At 65.6% G+C, this 24,888-nt stretch carries 22 protein-coding genes; 6 read left to right on the top strand and 16 right to left on the bottom strand.

The features are described 5' to 3' along the window. Positions 1-21: 21 nt before the first annotated feature. Positions 22-1,854, top strand: coding sequence for an asparagine synthase C-terminal domain-containing protein (locus K6T56_07640; protein MCL6556214.1), 1,833 nt, complete (start codon positions 22-24; stop codon positions 1,852-1,854). Here K6T56_07640 and K6T56_07645 read toward each other — a convergent pair. From K6T56_07645 to K6T56_07720, 16 genes are read right to left on the bottom strand one after another with little or no spacing between them, the layout of a single operon-like run. Then, a complete protein-coding gene (locus tag K6T56_07645; GenBank protein ID MCL6556215.1) occupies positions 1,808-3,112 on the bottom strand; it encodes a putative O-glycosylation ligase, exosortase A system-associated in 1,305 nt (434 codons plus the stop codon). The genes K6T56_07640 and K6T56_07645 overlap by 47 nt on opposite strands. Continuing rightward, a complete protein-coding gene (locus K6T56_07650; GenBank protein MCL6556216.1) occupies positions 3,109-4,461 on the bottom strand; it encodes an AMP-binding protein in 1,353 nt (450 codons plus the stop codon). The genes K6T56_07645 and K6T56_07650 overlap by 4 nt, the downstream gene beginning before the upstream one ends. After that, positions 4,458-5,657, bottom strand: a complete 1,200-nt coding sequence (locus K6T56_07655; protein ID MCL6556217.1) for a glycosyltransferase — start codon at positions 5,655-5,657, stop codon at positions 4,458-4,460. Before K6T56_07655 ends, K6T56_07650 begins: the two co-directional genes overlap by 4 nt. Continuing rightward, positions 5,650-6,864: a glycosyltransferase, exosortase A system-associated gene (locus K6T56_07660; GenBank protein ID MCL6556218.1), complete on the bottom strand. Its 1,215-nt coding sequence runs from the start codon at positions 6,862-6,864 to the stop codon at positions 5,650-5,652. Before K6T56_07660 ends, K6T56_07655 begins: the two co-directional genes overlap by 8 nt. Before the next feature lie 9 nt (positions 6,865-6,873). Continuing rightward, the gene (locus K6T56_07665; GenBank protein ID MCL6556219.1) at positions 6,874-8,802 is read right to left on the bottom strand and encodes an amidotransferase 1, exosortase A system-associated; all 1,929 of its coding nucleotides are present in this window, start codon (positions 8,800-8,802) and stop codon (positions 6,874-6,876) included. A gap of 14 nt (positions 8,803-8,816) precedes the next feature. Next, complete coding sequence (locus K6T56_07670; protein ID MCL6556220.1) at positions 8,817-9,992, bottom strand: TIGR03088 family PEP-CTERM/XrtA system glycosyltransferase; 1,176 nt, start codon at positions 9,990-9,992, stop codon at positions 8,817-8,819. Beyond that, positions 9,989-11,500, bottom strand: coding sequence for an exosortase A (xrtA, locus tag K6T56_07675; protein MCL6556221.1), 1,512 nt, complete (start codon positions 11,498-11,500; stop codon positions 9,989-9,991). Before xrtA ends, K6T56_07670 begins: the two co-directional genes overlap by 4 nt. Beyond that, a complete protein-coding gene (locus tag K6T56_07680) occupies positions 11,497-12,774 on the bottom strand; it encodes a TIGR03087 family PEP-CTERM/XrtA system glycosyltransferase (GenBank protein MCL6556222.1) in 1,278 nt (425 codons plus the stop codon). The genes xrtA and K6T56_07680 overlap by 4 nt, the downstream gene beginning before the upstream one ends. Beyond that, entirely contained in the window at positions 12,771-13,778 is a 1,008-nt protein-coding gene (locus K6T56_07685) for a FemAB family PEP-CTERM system-associated protein (protein ID MCL6556223.1), read from the bottom strand. Before K6T56_07685 ends, K6T56_07680 begins: the two co-directional genes overlap by 4 nt. Positions 13,779-13,792: 14 nt before the next feature. Next, on the bottom strand, positions 13,793-14,626 hold the full coding sequence (locus K6T56_07690) for a DUF3473 domain-containing protein (protein MCL6556224.1): 834 nt from the start codon (positions 14,624-14,626) through the stop codon (positions 13,793-13,795). After that, positions 14,623-15,771 carry a UDP-N-acetylglucosamine 2-epimerase (non-hydrolyzing) gene (gene wecB / locus K6T56_07695; protein MCL6556225.1) on the bottom strand — a complete coding sequence of 383 codons (1,149 nt, stop codon included), beginning with the start codon at positions 15,769-15,771 and terminating at the stop codon, positions 14,623-14,625. The genes K6T56_07690 and wecB overlap by 4 nt, the downstream gene beginning before the upstream one ends. Continuing rightward, positions 15,764-16,753, bottom strand: a complete 990-nt coding sequence (locus K6T56_07700; GenBank protein MCL6556226.1) for an XrtA-associated ATPase — start codon at positions 16,751-16,753, stop codon at positions 15,764-15,766. Before K6T56_07700 ends, wecB begins: the two co-directional genes overlap by 8 nt. 11 nt (positions 16,754-16,764) lie before the next feature. Continuing rightward, entirely contained in the window at positions 16,765-18,294 is a 1,530-nt protein-coding gene (locus K6T56_07705; GenBank protein MCL6556227.1) for a TIGR03016 family PEP-CTERM system-associated outer membrane protein, read from the bottom strand. A gap of 30 nt (positions 18,295-18,324) precedes the next feature. Continuing rightward, the gene (locus K6T56_07710) at positions 18,325-19,245 is read right to left on the bottom strand and encodes an XrtA-associated tyrosine autokinase (GenBank protein ID MCL6556228.1); all 921 of its coding nucleotides are present in this window, start codon (positions 19,243-19,245) and stop codon (positions 18,325-18,327) included. A gap of 18 nt (positions 19,246-19,263) precedes the next feature. Beyond that, positions 19,264-20,805, bottom strand: a complete 1,542-nt coding sequence (locus K6T56_07715) for a chain length-determining protein (protein MCL6556229.1) — start codon at positions 20,803-20,805, stop codon at positions 19,264-19,266. A gap of 42 nt (positions 20,806-20,847) precedes the next feature. Then, positions 20,848-21,483, bottom strand: a complete 636-nt coding sequence (locus K6T56_07720) for a polysaccharide export protein (protein MCL6556230.1) — start codon at positions 21,481-21,483, stop codon at positions 20,848-20,850. A gap of 358 nt (positions 21,484-21,841) precedes the next feature. Between K6T56_07720 and K6T56_07725 the strand changes: the two genes are divergently transcribed. Genes K6T56_07725 through K6T56_07745 form a run of 5 tightly spaced genes read left to right on the top strand, consistent with a single transcriptional unit; the run spans position 21,842 to position 24,851 of the window. Beyond that, entirely contained in the window at positions 21,842-22,204 is a 363-nt protein-coding gene (locus K6T56_07725; GenBank protein ID MCL6556231.1) for a nucleotide pyrophosphohydrolase, read from the top strand. A 47-nt stretch (positions 22,205-22,251) separates the two neighbouring features. Then, a complete protein-coding gene (locus K6T56_07730; protein ID MCL6556232.1) occupies positions 22,252-22,563 on the top strand; it encodes a (2Fe-2S) ferredoxin domain-containing protein in 312 nt (103 codons plus the stop codon). Between the two features lie 4 nt (positions 22,564-22,567). Beyond that, the gene (locus K6T56_07735; protein ID MCL6556233.1) at positions 22,568-23,170 is read left to right on the top strand and encodes an alpha/beta hydrolase; all 603 of its coding nucleotides are present in this window, start codon (positions 22,568-22,570) and stop codon (positions 23,168-23,170) included. Next, positions 23,158-24,069 (top strand): ATP-binding cassette domain-containing protein, encoded by a 912-nt coding sequence (locus tag K6T56_07740; protein MCL6556234.1) that lies wholly within the window; start codon positions 23,158-23,160, stop codon positions 24,067-24,069. The genes K6T56_07735 and K6T56_07740 overlap by 13 nt, the downstream gene beginning before the upstream one ends. Then, positions 24,069-24,851 (top strand): ABC transporter permease, encoded by a 783-nt coding sequence (locus tag K6T56_07745; protein ID MCL6556235.1) that lies wholly within the window; start codon positions 24,069-24,071, stop codon positions 24,849-24,851. Before K6T56_07740 ends, K6T56_07745 begins: the two co-directional genes overlap by 1 nt. Positions 24,852-24,888 lie beyond the last annotated feature (37 nt).

Genomic DNA, 24,888 nt, shown 5'->3' on the forward strand with positions numbered 1-24,888 from the left:
CCCCAGGCGGTCCATCGACCCATGACCCACCTCCGGGAAGATTCCCTCCTTTGCGGCTGGCTGGGCACCGGGGCGCCCGATGCGGCGGCATTGCTGGCGCAGATGGGTGCCACCACGCCGCTGGTGTGCGAACCCCAGGCGGCCATCGCCGCCCAGTCGCCTTTCGCTCGCCTCTTCACCCATTGCGAGGGAAACCTCGCCGTGGCACTGCTGGGCCGGCCCCGCATTGCCGAAGGCACGCCGGCAGCCGGCCCCCGCCCGCAGGATGTGGCGGCCACCGTGGCCGCGCTCTACCGCCAGCGCGGCACCGCCATGCTGCAAGGCCTGCGCGGGCCCTTTGCCCTCGCCCTCATGGATACGGCGGAGAAGACACTGCTCCTTGCCGTCGATCGCATGGGCATCGAACCCATGGGCTTTGCTTTGGTGGAAGACGGCATCGTCTTCGGGCGCAGCCTGCAGGCGGTGACCGCCCACCCCAAGGTGGGGCGCCGGCTCGCGCCCCAGGGTCTGTTCGACTATCTCTACGCCCACATGGTGCCTTCCCCCGACAGCATCTACCAGGGCGTGCAGAAACTTCTGCCGGCGCAGTATCTGCTTTGGCGGGCGGGACGGGTAGAGCAGGGGTTTTACTGGCAGCCCCGCTTCGGCGATGACGAAAAAACCGAAGCGTTCACCGCCCTGGCGCAGACGCTGCAGGCGCTGCTCGAGGAGAGCGTGAAGACGGCGCTGGGGGAGGATCGCGCCGGGGCCTTCCTTTCCGGTGGCCTCGACAGCTCCACCGTCTCCGGCATGCTGGCCCGACTCACCGGTCGGGCGGAGACCTTTTCCATCGGCTTTGCCGCCGAGGGCTACGACGAGATGGAATATGCGCGCCTGGCGGTGCGGCATTTCGGCCTGAGCGCCCACGAATATTACGTCACGCCGGCCGATGTGGTGGCCGCCATCCCCCTCATCGCCCGCGCCTATGACGAGCCTTTCGGCAACGCTTCCGCCGTGCCCACCTATTACTGCGCCCTGCGCGCGCGGGAGGCGGGGCTGCCGGTACTGCTTGCCGGTGATGGCGGCGATGAAATCTTCGGCGGCAACGCGCGCTATGCCAAGCAGATGGTATTCGAACTCTACCAGGACCTGCCCCGCCCTCTGCGCGCGGGTGTCATCGAACCCCTGGCGCAGCGCCTGCCGGAGGGCATCCCGCTCCTGCGCAAACTCAAAAGCTATGTGGCCCAGGCGCGGGTGCCCCTGCCGGATCGGCTGGAGACCTACAATTTTCTGCACCGGGACCCCATCGCGGAAATCTTCGATCCCGACTTCCTGCGCCGGGTGGATGCGGAACGGCCGCTTGCCATCCAGCGCGAGGTCTATTTCCGCACGCCTGCGCGCCACCCCATCGACCGCATGCTGTATCTGGACTGGAAGCAGACCCTTGCCGACAACGATCTGCGCAAGGTGGGCCGGATGACGGAACTGGCCGGCGTGGAGGTGCGCTATCCCATGCTGGACGAACGCCTGGTGGAGTTTGCCGCGAGCCTGCCCCCTGCCTACAAGGTGCGCGGCCAGACCCTGCGCTGGTTTTTCAAGGAGGCGCTGCGGGATTTCCTGCCCGCGGGGATCATCACCAAGCCCAAACACGGCTTTGGCCTGCCCTTCGGCGTGTGGATGAGGGAAGACCCGGAACTCCACGCGCTCGCGCTCGCCAGCCTGCACGCCTTCCGTGCGCGGGGCATTCTGCGCGAAGCTTATCTCGACAGACTGATTGCAGCGCATGAAAGCGAACACGCGGGCTATTACGGTGTGATGATCTGGGTGGTCATGATGCTGGAACAGTGGCTGCAGGCGCACCCTGTCTCCCTCTAGGAGCCACGGGGGCCGGCGCCGTGGCATGCTCCTCCTTGAGTAGGATCACCTTGCTCAGGATGATGAGCATCAGCACGTGGTAGTAGAGGTCGAAGTAACTCAAGCCCAGGAAGGCGCCCGCCGCATAGTAGGCCATGAGGGTCACCTGGCCCATGGCGGCAAGATCGGCAGCCCATTTCCTTTGCGGATCTTTTTTTGCGCGCCGGATCACCCATGACCCCGTCCGCCAGGTAAGAAACCCGAGCAGCAGCCACAACGCCAAGCCGGGGAAGCCATGCTCGCCCAGTTGCTCGAAATAGATGCTGTGCACGTCGTGCACGTTGTCCGGCTCCGGCGCGTAAAGGGCGAAGGTGGGGCGCTGAAACATCTCGAAACCGCCGCCGGTCAGCCGGGCCTTGGCCACGTTGTAGGCAGTCCACCAGGCATTGATGCGCCCCTGGGCGGAGGCATCCTCCTCATAGGTTTGGATGGTCTGCATGCGCTCGTACCACTGGGGCGGCATGATGAGATAGACAAGGCCGGCGGCCAGCACCACGAGGAAGGCCGTGGTGAACTTGTTGCGGCTCTTCCACCAGAAAATGGTGCCCATCACCGCCGCCCCCACCAACGCCCCGCGGGACTGGCTGCCGATCGCCGCCAGTGCGGTGAGAGCCATGCCCGTCGCAAGACCCAGGCGGAGGATGCGGCGCGGCTCGGTGAGCTGCAGGTAACGCATCAGGGGGATGGTCATGAGGAGGGCCAGGGCCAGCTCGTTGTTGCCACCGATGAAGGACCCCTCCGGTCCCTGCACCCGGTACACGCCGCCATGGAGGATGGTGAAAATGCCGCCCTTGATGCCGTAGAAACCCAAGGAGAGCACGATCACCCAGACGAGCAGGCGCAGCTTGTGCCGGTCGTTGATCACGAGCGGCGTGATGAAGACCATCAGCATGATTTTCATCACCTTCTCCCACTGCGTCCAGGCGAGCTGGGGATAGAAGGCGAAAAAGGTGGTGAAGGTCATCCATAAGACAAGCAGCAGCAGGACGGTCATCTCCCGCGTCCAGGGCATGCGCTTGGGCTCCTTCGAGAACAGCACCCCGGTGAGGGTGGCCAGGGCGGCGAGATAGGCCCAGGGGAAGGAAAAGGCAAAGCCATAGGCCAGCCGGTGGGGGTTCATGTAGCTGATCCAGGAATAGAGGTACAGGCCCCAGTGGGGCCGCGACAGGGCAAAAGGCAGCACGCCAAAGAACACCCCCGCCAGCAACAAATCCCTCATGGCGCCACCTTGCTCACGATGTAACGGTATTTGCCCGAGGCTTCCCGGGGAATCTCCTGCACCCGCTCGATTTCGATGGTCACCCCTTCGCCCAGCCGCCGCACGAGGCCCGCGCGGATCGTGTCCAGCGCGCCTTCGGCGAAGTTGGGACCGGTGACGAGAAACACCCGGGTAAGCTCACGGCTTTCCTGGACGATCTTGAACTGCTCCACCCCCGGCACGTCCCGCACCACATAGATGAGGGCAAGGCCGTGCATCACCGTGCCATCCCGTGCCACGACGAAGTCGGTGGTGCGGCCCTGAATTTCCCGGAGGAGGGGCAGGCCCCGCCCACAGGGGCAAGGCCGGTCGTCCAGCACCCCGACGTCGCCGGTGCGGTAGCGGATGAAGGGGAAATCGCCGGTGGCCAGATGCGTGACCACGATCTCCCCCGCCTCTCCCGCCGGCAGCACGCGCCCGTCGGGGGATACGATCTCCACGATGATGTCCTCCACCATGATGTGCATGCCGCCCTGCGGGCATTCGTGGGCAATGAACCCCGCATCGCGCCCGCCATAGCCATTGGCCACGGGACAGCCGAAGACGCGGGAGATGATCGCCCGCTGCTCGTCATAGAGACGTTCCGAAGTAACGAAGGCCACCCGGATGCCCAGGTCATCCATCGCCACTTTCCGCTTCTCCGCATGGCGGGCGATGAGGGCAAGCGAAGAAGGATAGCCAAAGAGCATGCGCGGCCTCACCCTGCGGATGGTGACAAGGAATTCGTCGAGCCGCGTTTCCGACATTTCGAAGGCCGGCAGAAGATGGGTGCGCAGCAGGCGGTCGCGCAGGGCGCGCAGCCGGTCCTGCCGGGTGAGCTCGATGGGCGACCCCCAGACGACGATCTCCGGATCACCGATGTCCACCCCCCACCAGCGGGTGGCACGCCATTTCGCCGCCACATCGTGGGAAATCCTTTCCCTGCCCACGTAGAAGATCAACGGCTCACCGCTGGAGCCGCCGGTGTTGAAGCGGGAAAGTCGCTGCGCATCGCTGGCCTTCAGCGCCTCGGAATGGGCGCGGATGTCCGCCTTGGTGAGGAGCGGCAGCCGTGCCAGATCCGTGAGGCTCTTTACAGCGCCGGGATCGAAGCCCTCTCTTCGGAACAGGTCGCGGTAGTACGGCACGCTGCGGGCGGCTCGATCAAGCAGCCGGTGCAGACGAGCAAGCCGCAGCGATTCCAGCTGCTCGCGGGACCACCACTGGGTCTTTTCCAGTTCACGCCGCACGGCGACGGTGTTATGTCCCTTGAGCCGCTCGTGGAGGGGGAAGAGGACGCGGGAGGCGAAGGCGGTGTAGAGGTCGGTCATGCGGTCAGCTCGCGGTAAACCTCCACCAGGCGATCGATGCGGCCCTGCCACCCATTCTGCACCGCGTATTGGCGGATCCGGTCGCGGTCCCATGGGCGCGTGAGCCCGCGCCGTAGCGCCGCCTCCAAGGCCGCCCCATCGCCGAAGGGAACGATCTCGCCTAGGTGATCCTGCGCCACCACCTCGCGGTTGCCGCCCACGTCGGTGGTGATCACGGGCAGACCGCAGGCCATGGCCTCGAGAAAGACATTCGCCCAGCCCTCGTTGCGGGTGGCGAGCACGAACACGTCGGCCGCGGAAAGGGGCCAGCGCAGCTCCGCCGGCGCTACGACACCGAGAAAGCGGACATGGCCACCCAGTCCCAGCCGCTCCACCTGGTGCTCCAGCGCCTCACGCATGTCACCCTCCGGTGAGGGTCCGCCGACGATGAGATAGACAAGTTCGGAAAACTCCCGGCAAAGCCGGGGCAGCACGTCGATCACGCGATGGAACCCCTTGCGCTCCACCAGGCCGCCCACGGAAATGAGGACCTTGGCCCCAGCGGGGATGCCCAGCCGCGCGCGGGCCTGCTGTTTGTCCTCGGGCCGGAAGATTTCCGTATCCACGCCATTGCCCACCACTTCGATTTTGCCGGCCTCGGCACCGAGGCTTACGAGGTGACGTTTGAGGGCTTCGGCCACACTGAACACCCGTGCCGCAGAGGCGAGCGCCCGCAGCATACGGCGTCGCTTGCCGGGATGCCGCGCGTGGGGCACTTCGGTGCCGCGCAGGGTGATGGTGACCGGCACCTTGAACCAACGGCCGAGAAGGCTTGCGGCATAACCATCGGGATAGGCGAAATGGGCATCGATCACCTCAAAACCGAATTCGCGCTTGAGCCGCCGAAGAAGCAGCACCGAGCCTGCCGCCATGGCGAAACCGTCCAATGTGCGCAGCACACCGGGCACGGCAAGAAAACGGGGATGCCAGACGACGATGCCATCCTGCACTTCCCGTCGTGGCGGCATGGGCCGATAGCCCGGCCGAAACAGGCGGATCAGACTCTGCAGGGGAAACCAGGGTACGGGCGCGACCACGGTGAGGGGCAGATGCCGGGCGACGCGGAACATGCGCTCCCGGATGAAGAGCCCCGCCGCCGGCTGCACCGCGCTGGGAAACAGCGAGGAAAACACGAGAAGACGCGGCCCTTCAGCCATGGCCCCGCCCGACTAGCCGTTCGTACACCGCCGCATAGCGGGCCACGCTGGTTTTCCAGTTGCGTTCCTCCTCGACGAAGCGGCGACCCCGCGCGCGCATCTCGTGCCAACGGTGGCGGTGGGCAAGGGCGTGAAGCACGGTGCGGGCGAGGGCGTCTGCGTCGTCGGCGGGAAACAGCCAGCCGGTCTCCCCATGGCGGATCAATTCCCGGTGTCCGCCCACGTCGGAGGCGACGAAAAGATGCCCCTGGGCCATGGCCTCCAAAGGTTTGAGGGGGGTGACCAGTTCGGTCAGCCGCATGCGGTGACGCGCATAGACGAGGAGATCGATGAGATCGTAATAGCGGTTGACCTCATCGTGGGGCACGCGGCCGGCGAAGACGACGCGCTCCGAAAGCCCGAGGCTTTTTGCCTGGGCACGCAGTCTGGCCTCCTGGGGCCCACCCCCCACCAGGAGCACCTTGACCTCCGGCGCCTCCGCGAGGATGCGGGGCAGCGCGGCAAGCAACAGGTCCAAGCCCTCGTAGGCGTAGAAGGAGCCGATGAAACCCAGCACCTGGCTGCCGGCAAGCCCCAGCCGCGCTTTCAGCGTCTCGTCGGGCGGCCCGCCCAGGGGGAAGCGGTGGATATCCACGGCGTTGGGGATGACGGTGACTTTTTCCGCGGGAATGCCACGGCGGAGGATGTCGCCCCGCAAACCTTCGCAAATGCAGGTGATGGCATCCGCATGGCGGAAGGCATAGGTATCCAGGGCGCGGGAAAGGCGATAACGCAGGCTCCCCTCACGGGTGGTACCGTGGTCCACTGCCGCGTCTTCCCAGAAGGCGCGGACTTCATACACCACCGGGAGTCCCCGCCGATGGGCCACCCGCAGCGCGGGAAGAACATTGAGCTGGGGCGAGTGGGCGTGCACCACATCCGGCCGCACTGCCTCCACCACCTCCTCCAGCCGGCGCGCCAAGGCCTGCATGTCGGCGAGCTGGCAGAAGACGGGCAGGCGACCCAGCACTCCGCGCGGCGGCACGGTACGGAAGAAATGCAGCCCCTCCACCTCCTCCTCGCTCAACGTGCAGCCGGTCTGCCGCGGCCCGGTGAGGTGGAAGGTTTCCCACCCCAGCGCCCGCTGTTCCCGCAGAATGGCGGCACTGCGGAAGGTGTAGCCGCTGTGCAGGGGAAGGGAATGGTCGAAGACGTGGAGGATGCGCATGCGCTTTCCCTATTCCTTGAGCGGCAAGGGCGCAGTAGCCACGCCGGCTGAATCATTGCAGCGCAGGAAAGCCTCGAACATGAGCAGCGACCACAGGGGCGCGCTGTAGTCGCGCCGCCCGCTTTCGTGGGCCTTTACCATCTCGCGCAGGAAGCCCTGATCGAACCAGCCGGTGTCCGCCAGCCGTTCGCCCAGCACCGCCTGCCGCACCCGCTCCCGCAGCGGCCCGCGGAACCAGCTCGCCAGGGGCACGGAAAACCCCATCTTCGGCCGGTAGAGCACCTCCGCCGGAAGATAGGGTTCCATCGCCTTCTTCAGCAGGTATTTGCCCTCGCGCCCGTGCAGCTTGAATTCCCGCGGCAGTCCGGAGACCCATTCCATGAGCACGTGATCCATGAGGGGCTCGCGCACTTCCAGCGCATGGGCCATGCTGGCACGGTCCACCTTGGTGTTGATGTCGCCCACCAGATAGGTCTTCATGTCCAGGTACTGCACGCGGGAGACGGGATCTTCCTTCGGTGCGCTGGCATCGTGCCGGCGCAGCACTTCGACGGCCTCGTAGCCCTGCAACTCGCGCTTGAAAGTGTCGCTATACAATCTGCAGCGCAACGGATCACCGAGGACGGAAACGCCATGGAAATAACCCGCCACCGCATCCCGCCCCAACGCCTCAAAGGTGGACTTGGCGCGCAACACCCGGGGCGCCCAGTCCAGCTTGGGATAGACACGCCCAAGCCAGCCGAAGAGGGGGCGGCGCAGCGCATCCGGCAACAGGGCGCGCAGGCGTTCTTCGTAAAGATGCCAGCGGTAACGGCGGTAGCCGGCGAAGTTCTCATCGCCTCCGTCGCCGGAGAGGGCCACGGTGACATGTTTGCGCGCCAGCTCGCACAACCGGTAGGTGGGCAGGGCGGAGGAGTCGGCGAAGGGCTCGTCATAGACAGCGGCGAGACGGTCGATGAGATCGTAATCGTCGGTGACCACCGTCTCCACGTGATGGCGGGTGCGGTAACGTTGGGCCACCTGATGGGCGAACGCGGCCTCGTTGTAGGCGGGGTCGTCGAAGGCGATGGAACAGGTGTTGACCGGATCATTCTGCAGCTCCGCCATCATGGCCACCACGGCGCTCGAGTCAACGCCACCAGACAGGAAAGCGCCCAGGGGCACTTCGGCAACGAGGCGGATGCGCACCGCTTCGCGCAGGCGCGCGACGAGTTCCTCCTGCGCTTCGGCCAGGGTGATGGGCCCCACCGGTGTGAAGGGCATGTCCCAATACTGGCGTGGCGCGGGCAGCGGGCTTCCCCGCTTCAAAGTGAGCGTGTGGCCGGGCGGCAGTTTCCGCGCGCTTTTGTAGATGGTACGCGGCTCGGGGATGTAGCCGTAGGCGAAATACTCCTCGACGGCGAAAGGGTCCATCTGCCGCCCAAGCCCGGGGTGGGCGGTGAGCACCTTGAGCTCGGAGCCGAAGAGAAACCAACCATCGGCAAGCAAGGCGTAGAAGAGCGGCTTCACCCCGAACCGGTCGCGGGCGAGGAACAGGGTCTGTCGATTGCGATCCCAGAGGGCGAAGGCGAACATGCCGCGGAAACGCTCCACGCACTGCTCGCCCCACTCCTCCCAGGCGTGAACGATGACTTCGGTGTCGCAATGGGTGCGGAACACATGTCCCGCTGCGGTAAGCGCCCGCGCAAGTTCGTTGAAGTTGTAAATCTCGCCGTTAAACACCACCACCACGCTGCCGTCCTCGTTGAACAGGGGCTGCTGCCCCCCGGCGAGATCGATGATGGCAAGCCGCTTGTGGGCAAGGCCCAGACCCGGCTCCAGGTGAAGCCCCGTCTCATCGGGCCCACGATGGTGCTGGCGCTCGTTCATGCGCTCAAGCAGCGCGCGGTCGATGGGACGGCTGCCCTGGAGATCGAAAATGCCTGCAATGCCACACATGAATGGAAACGGGATCAGCCGCGACCCGCCTCCCGGGCGGCGGGCAGGAAGGCACGCCGTGCCAGCACCTCGTCATAGACGCCAAGATATCCGCGCACCATCGCCTCCAGGCTGAAGTGCGCCTGCACCCGCGCCCGTGCCTGGGCGCCCTCCCGCGCCCGGCGTGCCGGATCGTCGAGGTATTCAAGCAATGCCCGTGCCAATTCCTCCGGCCGGCCGGGGGCCACCAGGCGGCCCGTTAAACCTTCCTCCACCAGCTCCGGATTGCCGCCGACGCGGGTGGCGATCACCGGCAGCGCGCTGGCCATGGCTTCGAGGATGGTGTTGGAAATGCCCTCGCCCAGGGAGGGCAGGACGAAGACATCCATGGCCTTGAGCAGGGTGGGGGTGTCGGTCCGGTTGCCGGGCAGCCAGACCCGGTCGGCCACACCCAGCTCCGCCGCCAGCCGCGCGCAGGTCTGCCGGGTGGGACCTTCACCGATGAGGAAAAGCCAAAGACGCCCCCGCAGTGGGGGACGGAGCGCGAGCACCTGGGCGAACGCCTTGATGAGGCTTGGAAAATCCTTCACCTCCGCCATGCGGCCGAGACTGCCCACCACGAGATCCTCCGGCGCAATGGCCGCCGGGCCGATGACGGGCCGCGCCCCCAGGCGGGGCTGGAAACGTTCCACATCCACGCCGTTGTAGATTTGCCGGATGCGCGCCGGCGCCACGCCAATGGTGTCGACAAGCCAGCGGGCGAGGTCCCGGGAGACGGTGATGTAGCGGTCAACGAAGGGCCGCGCCAGGCGGCGCAGCAAATTGTACTTGCGGTTGCGCCCGGCGAGGTCGAAAACATCCCGGCCATGCTCGCCATGCACCCGGGCACGGACGCCACAGGCGGCGGCGATGAACTGGCCCTCCAGTGCGGAGAGGTTGCGAGTGTGCACGAGGTCGGGTTGAAGACGGCGCAAAAGACGCGCCAGGCGCAGGTAGAGGCCAAAATCCTGGCCGGGGCGCTTGCCCAGGGCGAAAAATTCCACCGCCGGATTGGTGATGCGCAACCGGTAGTCGCTGAAGCCGTCGAGACAGATCACGGCATGCCGGTAGCGTTCCGGCGGGATGCGGTTCAAGAGGTTGACCATGCCGTTTTCCAGCCCGCCGGTGTCGAAGTGGTGCACCACGTGGGCGATGAGGGGAGGGGCGCTCACGTTTCCGCCGCCTGTTCCAGGGTGGCCGTGAGGGCGGGCAGCATGTCCCGCAGGAAGGCCTCGAGGATGGAAGCGGCTTCCTCCGGCCGTTCGTCGTAGGGGGTATAGACGATGACCGCCGCCGCGTCGTCCCAGTGCCCCAACAGGCGGCCGCGGGCCTCGTAGAACTTGGCCCAGTAGGGATTGATGGTGAAGGGACCGTTGAGCCAGTTCCAATGCCAGACGAGAAGCCGCTGGGGCGTGGAGCTCAGGCGCGTTTCCTGCACCGTCACCCTTTGCCCGGCAAGGGCCACTTCCCGTAATGCCTCACCCACGTTGCGCCACACCGGGTGTTTCTGCCGCACCATCACGTTCTGGCTGTTGATGAGCTCCGCATCCTGCCGCTGGTAACGGTAATAGGCGATGAACACGCCCACGCTGCGGCCCTCCTTGCGATAGGCTGCGGAAAGCTTTGCATCCATGCCCTTGTATTCCGGCTGCCAGTCGGTGAAGGCGACATCCTGCTGCCAGCCGTTGCGTCCCGCCGGCGGCACCAGATTCACCGCAAAGCCGTTGGGGGCGAGGGTTTCCAGATAAGCCGCATAAGCCGGCCAGATTGCCGCCACCGCGAGCCCCGCCAGCAGAAACGCCGCGGCACCGGGCACTGAAGCCACCGCAGTCTGCCCGCTGGGCAGGTTTGCCGGAACGCCTTCCCCGTCCTCCCGGAAGAAGGCGCCGATCCAGAAGAGGAGCAGCATCACGAGGCCAAAGAACACCCAGCCGTAGATGTAGTGATCCACGCCCAGAGCAAGCTTCATGTCGGAAAGATGGGCGATCATGACGATCATGTAGGCGCGCAGGCCGTTGGCGATGATGGGCACGACGATGGAGGCAGCGGCGAATAGCAGGCGCTTTTTCAGGCTGCGGTAGGTGAGGTACCCGTAGAGGGTACCCAGGGTGAAGGAGGCGATGAGGTAACGCAGCCCGCTGCAGCCCTCCACCACCGACCAGTTGCCGCTGGGGATGGAAAAGAAGGTACCTTCCCGGTAGACGGGAATGCCGGTCAGGCGCAGGGCGGCGACGGTGAAGTCGGCGGTGAAGTTCATGAGGGGCGGGATGAGGAATTCCCCCATGGGCACGGCCAGGAGCAGAAAGGCCAGGGGGAAGGCCATGGCCCGCACCACCTGCCCGCCCAGCACGGTGAACACCAAAGCGGGGATCATGGCCACCAAGGCGAGCTGCTTGACCACCAACACCCGCGCGAGCTCCGCCGCAAGCCAGATAAGCCCCAACAGGACAAGCACCACCAAGCCCCGCCAGTCGGGCACCGGTGGCAGGGTGGCGAGGTTCTTGCGCCGCGTCCAGATCAGCCAGGCGGAAATGGGAAAGATGAGAAAGCCATGGGCGAAGGTCTCGGAGCGGCTCCAGATGGCGACGGTGGAGGACACCGTGGGCCAGTAGAGGGCAAGGAGCGCCACCACGCCGGCGATGGTGAGCCAGGCGGCGCGGGGCCAGGACAGGCGATTCATGGCTCCACCCCCGGGGAGGGCGCCGGTTCGAGGAGACCATCGAGCCGGGCGAGGTGAGCATCCCAGCCGTAATCGGCCAGCACCCGGGCCCGGGCGCGCCGGCCCAGGACTTCCGCCCGCGCGGGGTCAGCAAGCAGCGCGGCGCAGCGGCTTAAGAATTCCCCCGCGCCATCGGCCACCGCCACCTCCTCCCCGGGGCGGGCGGCAATGCCTTCCAACGCCTGGGGCGAGACCACCGTGGCGCGCGCCATGGCCATGGCCTCCAGCACCTTGTTCTGGATGCCCCGGGCGATGCGCAAGGGGGCAACCGCCAGGCGGGCATGGGCGAGATAGGGGCGCACGTCGGCGACGGCGCCGGTGACCACCACGCGGGGAAGCCCAGCCAGGGCCCGCACCCGCGCCTCGGGACGGGCACCGACGATGTAGAACACCGCTGCCGGATGGGCCGCCGAGAGGGCCGGCCACACCGCCTCGGCAAACCAGCACACGGCATCCACATTGGCCCAGTAATCCATGGCGCCGGTGAAGACCACGGCCTGCTCCCCCGGCGGGTAGGGACTGGGAAGGCTGGCCTGCGGCGAGAAATATTCCGTATCCACGCCGTTGCTGATGGCGAAGATCCGCGCCGCACTCTCCGGGGCCTGACGGCGGAAGAGCTCGGCTTCCGCCGGGGAGACGAAAAGGGAAGCGGCAAAGGCCCGCGCCACACTGCGCTCGAAGGCGAAGAGGCGCGCTGCCTCCCGCCGGTAGAGGAGGGAGAGGGGAAAAGGGTGGCTGCCCGCATACTGGCGCCACTTGTCCGAATCCATGTCCACGAAGTCGATGATGCGGTGCACCTCCTGGTAGGGAAGCAGGTATTGCGCCATCGACGAGGAATAGACGAGGGCCCGCCGCACCCCCTGGGAAAGGCGCGCCTTCACCCAGCGCTCCATGCGCCGGTCGCGGTAATAGGGTAGGGTGAGGGGGCGGCCGGTCACCAGGCCGGTGAGACTGCGCAAAAGCGCACGGCGGCGGGAGAGCGGCAGCAGACAAATCTCCCCCTCCACCCAGCGGCGCAGGGTTTCCCCATGGGCCCAATCCGCGGGATCGTCGACGAAGGCGCCGAGGTGGATGCGGTAGCGTTGGGCCAGATGGCGCAACAGATGGAAGGAGCGGATTTTGTCGCCCTTGTTGGGGGGGTAGGGAATGCGGTGCACGAGGTAGAGCAGCTCCGGCCGCGTGGCGCGGGACCCCAAGGGGGAGGGGGAAAGCAACGGCGCGTCCGGGTTCCTCATCCGAGAGACTTCACCAGATGCGGCCCCAGGGTGTTCACCACCGCCCGCGGCAGGCGTTTCCACAGGGCGATGAAAAGCCGGTATTTGGGATTGGCGGGATTGTGCTGGGGGATGTGGGACAAGCGCACCAGGTCGTATTCGTAATAGAGGGGCTGCGGCGTGAAGCCCCAGTTTTTCTTGAAATCGAACTGCCCGGTGCCACGCTTGCTACGCCCGTAGTCGAAGACGCGGCAGCCCCGCTCGCAGGCATGGCGCATGAGCTCCCAGTACTTGAAATCGTTTGCCGCAAGCTCCCGTGCCGCCGGCACATCTCCCGCGTAATAGGGGAGCACCTCGTCGCGGAACCAGAAGGTGAGCACACTGCTCACCGCTCGCCCCTGGTGGGTGACGGTGAGCACATCACAATCGGCACCGAACACCTCCTTGAGCAGGACGAAATAATGGCGGGGCAACACCGGCGTGCCATGGCGGTGCACGTTATCGGCAAAAAGGGCATAGAAGCGGTCCACATCGGCGTCGAATTCCGCCTTCAGACCGTTTTTCATCCCCTTGCGCACCATGGCGCGCTGCTTGCGGGGAATGGCTTTGAGGTTCGCCTCCACGTCGAGCTCCAGCGGCTTGCGGAAGGTGCAGTAGAGGTCCTGGGTTGGCCAGTCGGGATGCCGGGGCCGCAGGTTTCGGTATTCGAGGTACCCCACTTGGAGCGCACGGGCGAGCTTGCGCGCCTCGCTGTCGAGGGCGGCGCGGGCGGCCTCGTCGGTGGTGGCGATGCCGCCATAGACACAGAAAGCGTTGCTGATCAGGGCATGACCGAAAAGACGGCTGCGGATTTCGGTAAGGGGCAGCACGCCAACGATTTCGCCGCCCCGCTCCGCCAGCAGATAATGGGTGCGGTGGCCGAAGGCGCGTTCCAGCACCTCCCGCCAGCCGGCGCGGTGGAAGAAGGTGGCCTCGGGACAGGCGGCGACGAAGGCATCCCAGCGTGCCCGGTCGTCGGACGCCATGGGGCGCACGCGGATCACCGGGTTTCGTTCAAGAAGATGCGGTCCATCCGGTCCCATTGGAAATCCTCGAGCAGGCGGATCAGTCGTCCTTCCATGCGCGACAGGTTGAGGTAATGCCGGAAACGGGCCTTCGCCCCCACCCCCTTCTGTCGCGGCTGCTGCGGGTCGATTTCCCAGGGGTGGAAATAGAAAATGCCGGGCTGGCCGTCATGGCGGTTGACCCGGGCCAGCATCCAGCGGGACACGGCATAGGGCAGCAGACGGAAATAACCGCCCCCCGCCGCGGGAAGATTGCGCCCGAACAATTGCACCGTCGTGGCCGGAAGCTCCAACACGCCCCCCTGGCGGGGACGATGGGCAAAGCGGGGCGCCTCCGGCATGCCGTAGTGATCGTGGCGCACGGGATAGATGCTGGAGCTGTAGCGATAGCCGGCTTCCGCCAGCGCCTCCAGCGCCCACAGATTGTCACCGTTGATGGAAAAGCTGGGGGCGCGATAGCCCTTCACCGCCACGCCGGCAATGTCCTCCAGGATGGCCTTGGCGCGCGTCACATCGGCGCGGAATTCGGCGGGGGACTGCTCGGCGACGCGCCGGTGGCCGTAGCCATGGCTGGCGAGCTCATGACCGTTCTCCACGATGGCGCGCACGATGCGGGGATAACGCTCCGCCACCCAGCCCAGGGTGAAGAAGGTCGCCCGCGCCCCGTAGCGGGCAAGCAGCTCGAGGATACGCTCCACGTTGCGCTCCACGCGGCAGGGCAGATGATCCCAATGCTCCCGCGGGATGTGGTGGGCAAAGGCGGAGACGTGGAAATAATCCTCCACGTCGATGGTCATGGCGTTTTTCATGCCGCCACCGTCCTTGTTACGCCCACACCGAGCCAGCCGGCCAGGTGGCGGGCGATGCGCCGCGCGGCCTGGCCATCCCAGTATTCGGGGATGCGTCCCGCCTTGCCGCCGGTGGCGAGGATGTCGTCCACCGCGGCGAGAATCGCTTCCCGCGACCGGCCCACCAGGGTATTGGTGCCTTCCTCGATGGTGATGGGCCGCTCGGTGTTTTCGCGCAAGGTGAGACAGGGCACACCCAGGGCGGTGGTCTCCTCCTGGATGCCGCCGGAATCGGTGAGCACCAGGCGCGCCTCGCGCAAAAGCCCCAGCATCTCCAGATAACCCAAGGGCGGCAAGAGGTAAAGCCCCGGCAAGCCCAGCCGCGATTTGAGACCGAAGGCCTCGATGCGACCCAGCGTGCGCGGGTGGAGGGGAAACACCACCGGCAGACGCTGCGCCACCTCGCCCACGGTGGCGAGCAGCCCATCCAGCACCGCCGGCTCGTCCACATTGGAAGGCCGGTGCAGAGTCAGCACGGCAAACCCTTCCCGCGCGGCCTCGGCGACAAGGCCGGCGCGAACGAGGGTGTGCGCCGCGGGCACGGCACGGGGCAGATTGTGGCGCAGGGTGTCGATCATCACGTTGCCGACGAAGTGAATGCGCCCGGAATCGATGCCTTCGCGTCGCAGATTGGCTTCCGCCTGCCGCTCGGTGGTGTAGAGGAGATCGGAAATCTGGTCGGTGAGCACCCGGTTGATCTCCTCCGGCATGCTGCGATCGAAACTGCGCAGACCCGCCTCCACGTGGATCACCCCCACGCCTTTTTTTGCCGCCACCAGGGCGCAGGCGATGGTGGAATTCACATCCCCCACCACCAGCACCGCCGCCGGCGTGAGGGCATCCAGCACGGGCTCGAAGCGGCGCATGATTTCCGCCGTCTGCACTGCGTGGCTGGCGGAGCCCACCTCCAGGTTGATGTCGGGCTCGGGAATGCCCAGCTCGGCGAAGAAACGGCGGTTCATCGCCTCGTCGTAGTGCTGCCCGGTATGGAGCAGCCGGGCGGGGATCGCGGCTTCCGCCAGCGCCGCCATGATGGGAGCGATTTTCATGAAATTGGGACGCGCCCCCACTACACAGAGCACGCCACCGGTGAGCGCTTCAGCCATGGGAGACCTTCTCCTCGCCCCGCTCGCCACCCTGGACGTAGAGGAGTTTGCGCATCATGGCAAGCAGCCGGTTGAGGGAACGCTCGATGCCCTCCAGGCGTTCCACCAGCAGCGCCGCATCGGGGGCGGGGGCGGCCGCTGTCTTCGTCTTCGTCGGCGCCCCGCTGTAGGCCACCTCCTGGGAGAGATCGGCAATGACCTCCTCCACATCGGCGCGTTCGAAGTGGTGTTTCTCGGCGAGAAAGCCAAGGAGCATGAGGCGGTCGCAGAGGGTGTTGATGCGCCGCGGGATGCCGCCCGTGAATTCATGGATCAGGGCAAAGGCGCCATCGCTGATGGAGGGGTCGTTCTGCCAGCCCACCAACTCCAGCCGGTGCTGGATGTAGGCGCGGGTCTCCGCCGCGTCCATGGCGGAGAGATGATAGGAGGCAATCACCCGCTGCTTGAGCTGTTGCAGCTCCTCGCTTTGCAGGGTGATGCGGAATTCCGGCTGCCCCAGCAGAAAGCTTTGCAAAAGGGGTTCATTGCCATGCTGGAAGTTGGACAGCATACGCAATTCCTCCACCGCCCGCGGCGAAAGATTCTGCGCCTCGTCCACCACCAACAGCGCCCGCTTGCCCTGGCGGTGCACGGAAAGGAGATAGCTTTCCAGTTTCTTGAGGAGGGAGGCCTTGCTCAAGCCCTCCTGTTCCAGGCCGAAGGCCGCCGCCACCGCGCGCAGCATGTCGTCGGCGTCGAGCTGGGTGGAGACGATCTGCGCCGCGACCACGTCCTCGTGTTCCAGTTTTTTGAAGAGATTGCGCACCAGCATGGTCTTGCCGGCACCGATCTCGCCGGTGATGACGATGAAGCCCTCCTTGAGGCTCAAGCCATATTCCAGGTAGGCCATGGCCCGCTTGTGCACCTTGCTGGCGAAGAAGAAGCGGGGATCGGGATTGAGGGAGAAAGGTTTGGCACGCAGGTGGTAAAACGCTTCGTACACAGCAGTCCTCGTCAGAACTGATAGTTGACGGTGCCGATGAGGGCGTTTTCGCGGAAACCCGCGGCAGAGACGTCGCTGTCACGCTGCTGATGGCGCAGATTCAGGCTGCCGGTGAGCTGGGGGCTGAAGGCCCGGGTGATGCCGAGGTTGATGAGCTTGAGCTCGTCCGTGCGGTCGAGCGCCACGAAGCGGATGCGTGTCCAGCCGAGATTGCCGGTGGCGGTGAGCCGTGGCGAAAGCCGCCAGGCGATGCCCAGATTGAGGCCCCGCTGCTTGACCACGTTGGTACTGGCGAAAGGCCCGGCGTTGATGAGCGCCCCCGCCGCCGTGCCCGATTCCAGGGCTTCCCGCGACAGATCATAGAAGGCCAGCACGCTGGTGGTCTTGGCGGTGCTGAAGGCCACCGAGGCATCGAAACGTTTTTCCAAGTAGACGAGCTGGGAGAGGACGTGCAAGGGATCGGTCACCGTCGCCGGCAGATTGAGGAGTGTCATCAAGGCCTGCACGAACTGGGCGCGGGTGGCGGCATCGGGGATGCTGTCCCTGTACAGCGCATCGAGGAAGGCCGCCGTCGACAACGTGGCTGGCACGGTAAACTGGGAGACGAAGGTGGTCACGTTGCGGCCGTATCCCAGGTGCCAGTTGGTACGGCGCATGCGGTGGTCCAGTTTCAGGCCGTAGGTTTTGCCGAAATAGCGCTCGCCGGTGAAGGCATCGAGCTGGGTGCGCACGGTGGGGGTCCAGGTGGCCCCGAACTGCCAGAAGCTGCCGCTGTTTTTCCGGCCGGTGAGGGCCACGTAGTTGTTGTCATCGAAACCCGCCGTGCCATAGAGCCGCAGCCGGGGCAGGATGCGGTAACCCACTGTCCCCGACACCGTGGATAGGCGCACATCGGGGCGCGTCTGGTAATCGATGGCGCTGCTCGTGTAGGAAAGCCCCCAGTTCAAGTCGCGGAAGGCGCTGCCGCTGGTGAGGCTCAACTGCACGCCATCGGTGCTGCTGTCGGCAACGCCACTGCCGGAGCGTACCTCGCTGTGGGTGTAACGCAAAAGTCCGTTGGCGGTGGAACCGAAGCGGTGCTGCCAGTAGGGGCTGATGGTGATCTGGCTCACGTTGGTGAGATTGCCGGCGGTGGTGGCCGTATCGGCGCCGACAGGCCCAAGCAGGGAAGTGATCTGCTGGCTGATGGCGGCCGTGGCATCGACAAACACCTCATCCTCGATGAGCTCTGCCTTGCTGCGCGCGGCAAGGTGGTGATAGGTGCGGCTGCGGCTGGAGTCGTCCGCATAGAAGAGGTTTTGCATCCGGTAGGTGAAATCCACCTCCAGCCGCGCGCCTTTCTTCTGCGCGGAGAAGTAGGGCGTCAGTTCAGTGATGAGGTCGCTTTTGCGGTCGGTCGCCGAAAGGCGGGCGTTGTCGGTGTAGGTTTCCTTGGCGGTGAGTCCTGCGGAAAGTTTCCAGTCCGCGGCCTGCGCCGCGGGCATGGCGATACCCAGCACGCTCAGCACCGCGAAGGCGGCCTTGTGGAATCTTCCCCCCATGGTTGCTTGCTTCCTCCCCTTGGCCACCCCTCAGGTTCCATAGCGGCCATAGCCATAGCCGTAGCCGTAATAGCCCCCCGCGCTCTGGGGACTGGTGGTTTTGTTGAGCACCATGCTGATGGCCGCACCGCAATCCTCGATGAGGGCGAGCGCCTCCCGCACCGCGCTTTGCGGCGTATGGTCCGCCTCCACCACCATCACGATCTGCCCCATGTGGGCGGCGAGCACGCTGGCCTCGGAGGTGGACAACAGCGGCGGCGAATCGAAGATGACGATCCGGTCGGCATAGCGACTTGCCATGTCATCGACGAGACGGTTCATCACCTCACTGGCGAGCAGTTCCGTGGCCCGTTTGTAGGGCGTCCCCGCCGGCAACAGGGTGAGCTTTTCCACGTTGGTCTTGAGCAGGACGTCGGCCAGCGACAGCCGCGGGTCCCGCAGCACGTCGAGCAGCCCATGCTCCGCTTTGACGCCCAGGTATTCGAGAAGCTTGGGCTTGGCCACGTCTGCATCCACCAGCAATACGGTACGGTCGAGCTCCATGGCGATGGAGATGGCCAGGTTGACGGCGCAGAAGGTCTTGCCCTCGCCGGGCAGGGCGCTTGTCACCATGATCATGTTGCCCCGGGGCACCGCCTCGCCCCCCTGCCCCGTGGCATTGATGAGAAGCGGCCGCTTGATGAGGCGGAACTCTTCGGCGATCTCGGTGCGGTCCGCATCCGGGGTGACGAAACCGGTGGCCTTGAGGCGGGCCAGGTTGATGGTGACGCTGTGGGTGGTGACCGCCGGGGCTTCCGCCGTGGCCGGCGCGGCGGGCGGCTCCGCCTTTTTCTCCATCGCCTTTGCGATCAGGCCGGCGCCGCTGTCCGCCGCGGCCCCCGGCTCGGCGGAGGGCGGGCTGGCCGTGTCACTGCGGCTCAGCTTGTCCACGGCTTTTTCGATGAGACTCATGGGTGACTCCCTTCAGGGTCAGGCGCTGCGGCCAAGCAGGGCCAGTGCGGAAATGAGTACGCCATAGGCGCCAACGAGGCCGGCCACGGAAGCGGCGAAGGCCGCCAGGCCGCGCCGCCGCTGTCTTTTCTGGGCGGGGTTCCAGACCATGGAGACCGAGCCGAGAATCGGATAGGGCGCCACTTCCCGCAGCGCAGTGCGGTCGGGAATGACGGGGATGATCTGGCTGATGAGGAAGGCCACCGCCACGCCCGCCCCCAGCGCCACCAGCAGCACCAGGGAAACGAGGAGGGGTCGGTTGGGGAAGACGGGCTTGGAAGGCACCCGTGGCGGATCCACCACCCGGAAGTCGATGACCTCCGTCTTCGCTTCCATCTGCTCGGAGATTTCCGCAGATTCGCGCCGCTTGAGGAGCGCCTCGTAGTTGGCCTTGTTCACTTCGTAATCGCGGGTGAGCTGGGTGAGCTGGGCTTCCACCTCCGGCACCATGTTCACCGCATGCTTGAGCTGGGCATGACGGGCGGCAAGCTCATTCACCCGCGCCCGTAGGGAAGCCACGTTGGCTTCCGCCTCGGAAAGGGAAATGGCAAGCTGCTGGTAGTAGGGGTTCACCACGCTGCCGGCGGAGGCAGCGGTGGGTTTGCGGTTTTTCGCCTCGGCGAGCTTCTGCTGTTCCAGTTTCTCGATGAGCCGCTTGGTCGCCACCACGTCAGGGTGCTGTTCGGTATAGACGAGGCGCAGCTGATCCAGGCGGCGCTGCTGTTCCTGGATGCGGGCATCCAGCTCGGGATTGCTCAGCGCTGCTGCGGGCGCCTCCTTGTCCAGTTCCGGCCGCTCGTCGGCGAGCTGCCGCTTGAGCTGGTCGCGCCGGGATTCCGCCTCGCGCAGGGCAAGCTGGGCCTCGGCCAGAGCCTGCTGGGCCGCCGCGAGTTTGGTGAAGTAATCCCCGCCTTCGCCCGGCATCAGCCCCACGTGTTTCTGTTTGAATTCCTTGAGCGCCTGCTCCGCGGCCAGGAGTTTCTCCTCGTAGCTTTTGAGTTGATCCTCGATGAAGCGCTTGGCGGTGTCGGTGTCCTTGCGCTTGGTGCCCAGACTGCTTTCCACCAGGATGGTGAGCAGGGACTGCACGACCCGTTTGGCGGTCTCCGGATCCCGGTGCTGGTAGCGGATGACGTAGAGATTGTCGCCCCGCGCCGCCTCGAGCTTGATGTCGCTGGCCAGCCCGTCGAGGAGGACCTCCAGTTCCTTGGGCGTCTTGGCGGTGACGTCGAGGTCGGTCATGCGCGCCACCTTTTCCATGTTGGGCCGGGAAATGAGGGTGCGCGTCATCATGGTGACGATCTGGTCCATGTTGGGCGCGACGGTGAGCCCGGACATGAGGGGCTTGAGGATGGACTGGGTGTCGATATATACCCGCGCCGTCGCCTCGTAGCGGTTAGGGGTCAGATAGACCCAGGTCCAGCCGGCGATGGCCACCAGCCAGGCGACGATGACGGCGTACCAGCGGCGCAGCCACATGGCACGCAGATAAGACATCAGTTTGGCGAGGACCTCATGCATGGCGCACCCTCTTTCCGTCCCGGCGGCTGCCGGAAGCCGTCATCAGAAGAAGCTTTCGGGAATGATCAGCACATCGCCGGGCATCATTTCCACATTGGCGGAGATATCGCCGCCGCGCATGAGGTCCTCCAGACGCACGCTGAACTGCTGCTGTTTGCCGCCCCAGGTGCGCACGATGGTGGCCTTGTTGCCGGCGGCGAAATCGGTGATGCCCCCCACCGCGATCATCACGTCCATCAGGGTCATCTTCTCGCGATACTGGAGGGCCTGGGGTTTGGCCGCCTGGCCGATGACGCGCACCTGCTGGCTGTAGGGGCCGTTGAAGCCGGTGACGATGACGGTGACGATGGGATCCTGGATGAATTTGGCCAGATGTTTTTCCAGGTCCCGCTCAAGCTGGGTGGGGGTCTTGTTGGCGGCCACCATGTCATCCACGAGCGGCGTGTTGATCTTGCCGTCGGGCCGCACGGTCACGCTGGTGGAAACCTCGGGATTGCGCCAGACCTGGATGTTGAGCCCATCCCCCGGGCCGATCAGATAATCCGGCGCACCGCTGATGTCAGCCCTGGCGGGCGCCGGCGGAAAATCGCCGTGGCTTGCGCAACCGGCAAAAAGCACCAGCGCGCCCGCGACAACGCCCCGGAAGGCAGCCGGAACAAGGGTGATGGATCGCTTCATTTTCCCCTCCTGAATGGTCTTGGTCGTGATATCCGCCTGTGAAATCCGGGCCCGCCAGGGGCGTATCTCTCCCTTTTGCCGCGACGGGCGGGCCCTGCCGACGTCGTTTTTGGCTTCAACTATGGCACGCAACCCCGTTTTTTGAAAGGGTTTTCGGCTGGCGGGGCGCATTTTGGCGCCCCTGCGCAAACGCTTATGGAAACATGCAAGTTTCGGGCCATACAATCGGCCAAAGGTTATAGGCCGCAAATGACCGTCCGATGGCAGCGGCCGCCTCCGCCGGGGGGGGAAGGAAGCCCTGGCCGCCGACGCTTATGACGAGCTTCTGACAAAATGGAGCCTTCCCCTTCTACAGGAGATGCCCGTGAGCGAGACCGTAAGCCTTGACATCCTGCGCGAGCGCGTGCGCGCCTTCGCCCGGGAACGTGACTGGGAACAGTTCCACAGCCCGAAGAACCTGGCCATGGCCCTGATCGTCGAGGCCGCGGAACTGGTGGAGCCCTTCCAGTGGTTGAGCGAAGCGGAAAGCCGGGCGCTTACTGAAGCCAGCCGCCAGGCGGTGGCGGAGGAAATCGGTGATGTGCTGATCTACCTCACCCGCCTGGCCGACGTGCTGGGCATCGACCCCCTGCAGGCCGCCGCCGCCAAACTGGAAATCAATGCGCGCAAATACCCGGTGGACAAAGCGCGGGGCACAAGCCGCAAATACGACCGCTTGTAGCGCGCGGCCACTGCGGCGGGAAACTGCGCGCACGGTATAATCACCCCATGGCGCAATACTATCGCTACCACGTCTTTTTCTGCACCAATCAACGCGAGGACGGCGGCGCCTGCTGCGGCGACCACGACGCCCAGGCCCTGCGCGATTACGCCAAAGGCCGCATCAAGGCGCTGGGACTCAACGGGCCGGGCAAGTGCCGCATCAACAGCGCCGGGTGCATGGACCGCTGCGCCGAAGGGCCGGTGGTGGTGGTCTATCCCGAAGGGGTCTGGTACACCTATGTGGACCAGGCGGACATCGACGAGATCATCGACGAACATCTGATGCACGGCCGCGTGGTGGAGCGGCTGCGGATATAACGGCGTGCCCCGGTTCAAGCTTCGCATAGCGGGTCCGGCGGGCCGCATCGAGACCGTCATCGACGATCCGGGTACCCCGCGCAAGGGCCTTGCCTTTATTGCCCATCCCCATCCGCTGCATGGCGGGAGTTTCGAGAACAAGGTAGTCAAGACCATCGCCACTGCGCTTTTCGATCTGGGCTATGTGGCGGTGCGGCCCAATTTCCGTGGCGTGGGGGCGAGCAGCGGCGAGTACGACGGCGGCCGCGGCGAGGTGGAGGATATGCTGGCGGTGCACGATTTCGTGCGGCCCCGCTATCCCGAGTGCCCCGTGATTCTGGCCGGTTTTTCCTTCGGTGCCTATGTGCAGAGCGTGGTGGCCGAGCGGGTTTCCCCCGCGCATGTTCTGCTGGTCGGCCCGGCGGTGAACCTCTTCCGCATGGGCCGCGCGGTGCCCGGAACCATCGTCATTCACGGCGAACGGGATGAGCTGGTGCCGGCGGAGGCGGCGCGCCAGTGGGCGCAAAGCCACGGCGCCACTTTCGCCCTGGTGGCCGGGGCGGATCATTTCTTCCACAGGAAGCTTTCCGCGCTGCGGGAACACATCGAAGCGCTATGTCCGTGCTGAAGGCAAGCGGGCTTATCAAGCGCTATGGGGGCGTGGAGGTGGTGGCGGGCGTCAGCCTGGCGGTGGCCCGCGGCGAGTGCTTCGGCCTGCTGGGCCCCAATGGCGCGGGCAAGACCACCACCCTGCGTCTGCTGCTGGGGCTCGTCGAGCCGGATGACGGCCAAATCGAGCTTCTCGGCGAGCCGGTGCCGCGTCGCGCCCGCCATGCCCGGCAGCGGGTGGGGGTGGTGCCCCAGGTGGACAATCTCGATCCCGATTTCACCGTGGAGGAAAACCTCCTCGTCTATGGCCGTTATTTCGGCCTGCGCGATGGCGAGATCCGGGCGCGTATCCCTGGGCTGCTCGCCTTCGCCGGGCTTGCCCATCGCGCCGAAGCGCGCATCCCCACCCTCTCTGGCGGCATGAAAAGGCGGTTGACCCTAGCGCGGGCGTTGGTCAACGATCCCGAACTCATTTTCCTCGACGAGCCCACCACGGGGCTGGATCCCCAGGCGCGACATCTGCTGTGGCAGGGGCTGCGCCGCCTCACCAGCCAGGGCAAGACTTTGATCCTCACCACCCACTTCATGGAGGAGGCGGAACGGCTGTGTGATCGTCTGGCCATCATGGACCAGGGTCGCATCATCGCCGAGGGCAATCCCCGCGCCCTCATCGCGGAGCACATCGAACCCTTCGTGGTGGAAATCTATGGCGAGGAGGCGGGCCGCTGGGCGGACGCCTTCGGCGCCTTGCTCTGCCGGCGTGTGGAAAAGGCCGGCGAGAGCGTCTTTTGCTACACGGACGATGGCGAGGCGCTCCTCAACAACCTGCGGGCACAGCCTGCGCTCAAGGTCACCCACCGGCCCGCCAACCTGGAAGACGTGTTCCTCAAACTCACCGGCCGGGAGCTGCGCGACTGATGCGGTATTTCACGCCTCCCCGTCTGAGCCTGCGCTTCGTGCCGGTCTGGCGGCGCAATTTCCTGGTGTGGCGGAAACTGGCCATTCCCTCGATGCTGGGGAATCTCGCCGATCCCATGCTCTACATGCTGGGCCTGGGCTTTGGGCTCGGGGCCCTGCTGCCCGACGTCGCGGGGGTGCCCTATCTCACCTTTCTTGCCGCCGGCACGGTGGCCTATTCCACCATGAACAGCGCCACCTTCGAGACCCTCTACTCAGGCTTTTCCCGCATGCATGTGCAGAAGACCTGGGATGCCATCCTCAACACCCCCCTCACCCTGGACGATGTGCTCCTGGGCGAATGGGTTTGGGCGGCCTCCAAGGCCCTGCTGTCGGGGCTGGCGATTCTTGCCATCATCTGGGTGCTGGACCTGGAGGCTTCCTTCTGGCTTTCCCTCTGGATCATCCCGGTGGTGATCCTCACCGGCCTGTGTTTTGCCGGCATGGGGCTGGTGATGAACGCGGTCTCCCCCAACTATGATTTCTTTCTCTACTACTTCACCCTGGTCATCACCCCCATGGTGCTGTTGTGCGGGGTGTTCTATCCCGTCTCCCAACTGCCCGCGGCGCTGCAGAGGGTTTCCCGCTTCCTGCCCCTTTCCCACGCCATCGACCTGGTGCGGCCGCTGGTGCTGGGCCGGCTCCCGGAGGACATCCTCCTGCACGTGCTGGTGCTGATCGCCTATGGGAGCGTGGGATTCTGGCTGGGGCTTGGCCTCACCCGCCGACGGCTGCTGCGCTGAAGGTCAGTCGAAAGCCACCACGGCGCCGCGCCGGCAA

The organism is Burkholderiales bacterium (assembly GCA_023511995.1).
Taxonomy (GTDB): domain Bacteria; phylum Pseudomonadota; class Gammaproteobacteria; order Burkholderiales; family Thiobacteraceae; genus Thiobacter.

Coding starts and splice junctions, on each gene's coding strand:
- K6T56_07705 (MCL6556227.1), bottom strand. CDS start 18,294: ATGGGGGGAAGATTCCACAAGGCCGCCTTCGCGGTGCTGAGCGTGCTG.
- K6T56_07660 (MCL6556218.1), bottom strand. CDS start 6,864: ATGCGCATCCTCCACGTCTTCGACCATTCCCTTCCCCTGCACAGCGGC.
- K6T56_07730 (MCL6556232.1), top strand. CDS start 22,252: ATGGCGCAATACTATCGCTACCACGTCTTTTTCTGCACCAATCAACGC.
- K6T56_07690 (MCL6556224.1), bottom strand. CDS start 14,626: ATGAAAAACGCCATGACCATCGACGTGGAGGATTATTTCCACGTCTCC.
- xrtA (MCL6556221.1), bottom strand. CDS start 11,500: ATGAATCGCCTGTCCTGGCCCCGCGCCGCCTGGCTCACCATCGCCGGC.
- K6T56_07710 (MCL6556228.1), bottom strand. CDS start 19,245: ATGAGTCTCATCGAAAAAGCCGTGGACAAGCTGAGCCGCAGTGACACG.
- K6T56_07685 (MCL6556223.1), bottom strand. CDS start 13,778: ATGGCGTCCGACGACCGGGCACGCTGGGATGCCTTCGTCGCCGCCTGT.
- K6T56_07680 (MCL6556222.1), bottom strand. CDS start 12,774: ATGAGGAACCCGGACGCGCCGTTGCTTTCCCCCTCCCCCTTGGGGTCC.
- wecB (MCL6556225.1), bottom strand. CDS start 15,771: ATGGCTGAAGCGCTCACCGGTGGCGTGCTCTGTGTAGTGGGGGCGCGT.
- K6T56_07715 (MCL6556229.1), bottom strand. CDS start 20,805: ATGCATGAGGTCCTCGCCAAACTGATGTCTTATCTGCGTGCCATGTGG.
- K6T56_07725 (MCL6556231.1), top strand. CDS start 21,842: ATGCCCGTGAGCGAGACCGTAAGCCTTGACATCCTGCGCGAGCGCGTG.
- K6T56_07720 (MCL6556230.1), bottom strand. CDS start 21,483: ATGAAGCGATCCATCACCCTTGTTCCGGCTGCCTTCCGGGGCGTTGTC.
- K6T56_07655 (MCL6556217.1), bottom strand. CDS start 5,657: ATGGCTGAAGGGCCGCGTCTTCTCGTGTTTTCCTCGCTGTTTCCCAGC.
- K6T56_07740 (MCL6556234.1), top strand. CDS start 23,158: ATGTCCGTGCTGAAGGCAAGCGGGCTTATCAAGCGCTATGGGGGCGTG.
- K6T56_07665 (MCL6556219.1), bottom strand. CDS start 8,802: ATGTGTGGCATTGCAGGCATTTTCGATCTCCAGGGCAGCCGTCCCATC.
- K6T56_07650 (MCL6556216.1), bottom strand. CDS start 4,461: ATGACCGACCTCTACACCGCCTTCGCCTCCCGCGTCCTCTTCCCCCTC.
- K6T56_07640 (MCL6556214.1), top strand. CDS start 22: ATGACCCACCTCCGGGAAGATTCCCTCCTTTGCGGCTGGCTGGGCACC.
- K6T56_07645 (MCL6556215.1), bottom strand. CDS start 3,112: ATGAGGGATTTGTTGCTGGCGGGGGTGTTCTTTGGCGTGCTGCCTTTT.
- K6T56_07745 (MCL6556235.1), top strand. CDS start 24,069: ATGCGGTATTTCACGCCTCCCCGTCTGAGCCTGCGCTTCGTGCCGGTC.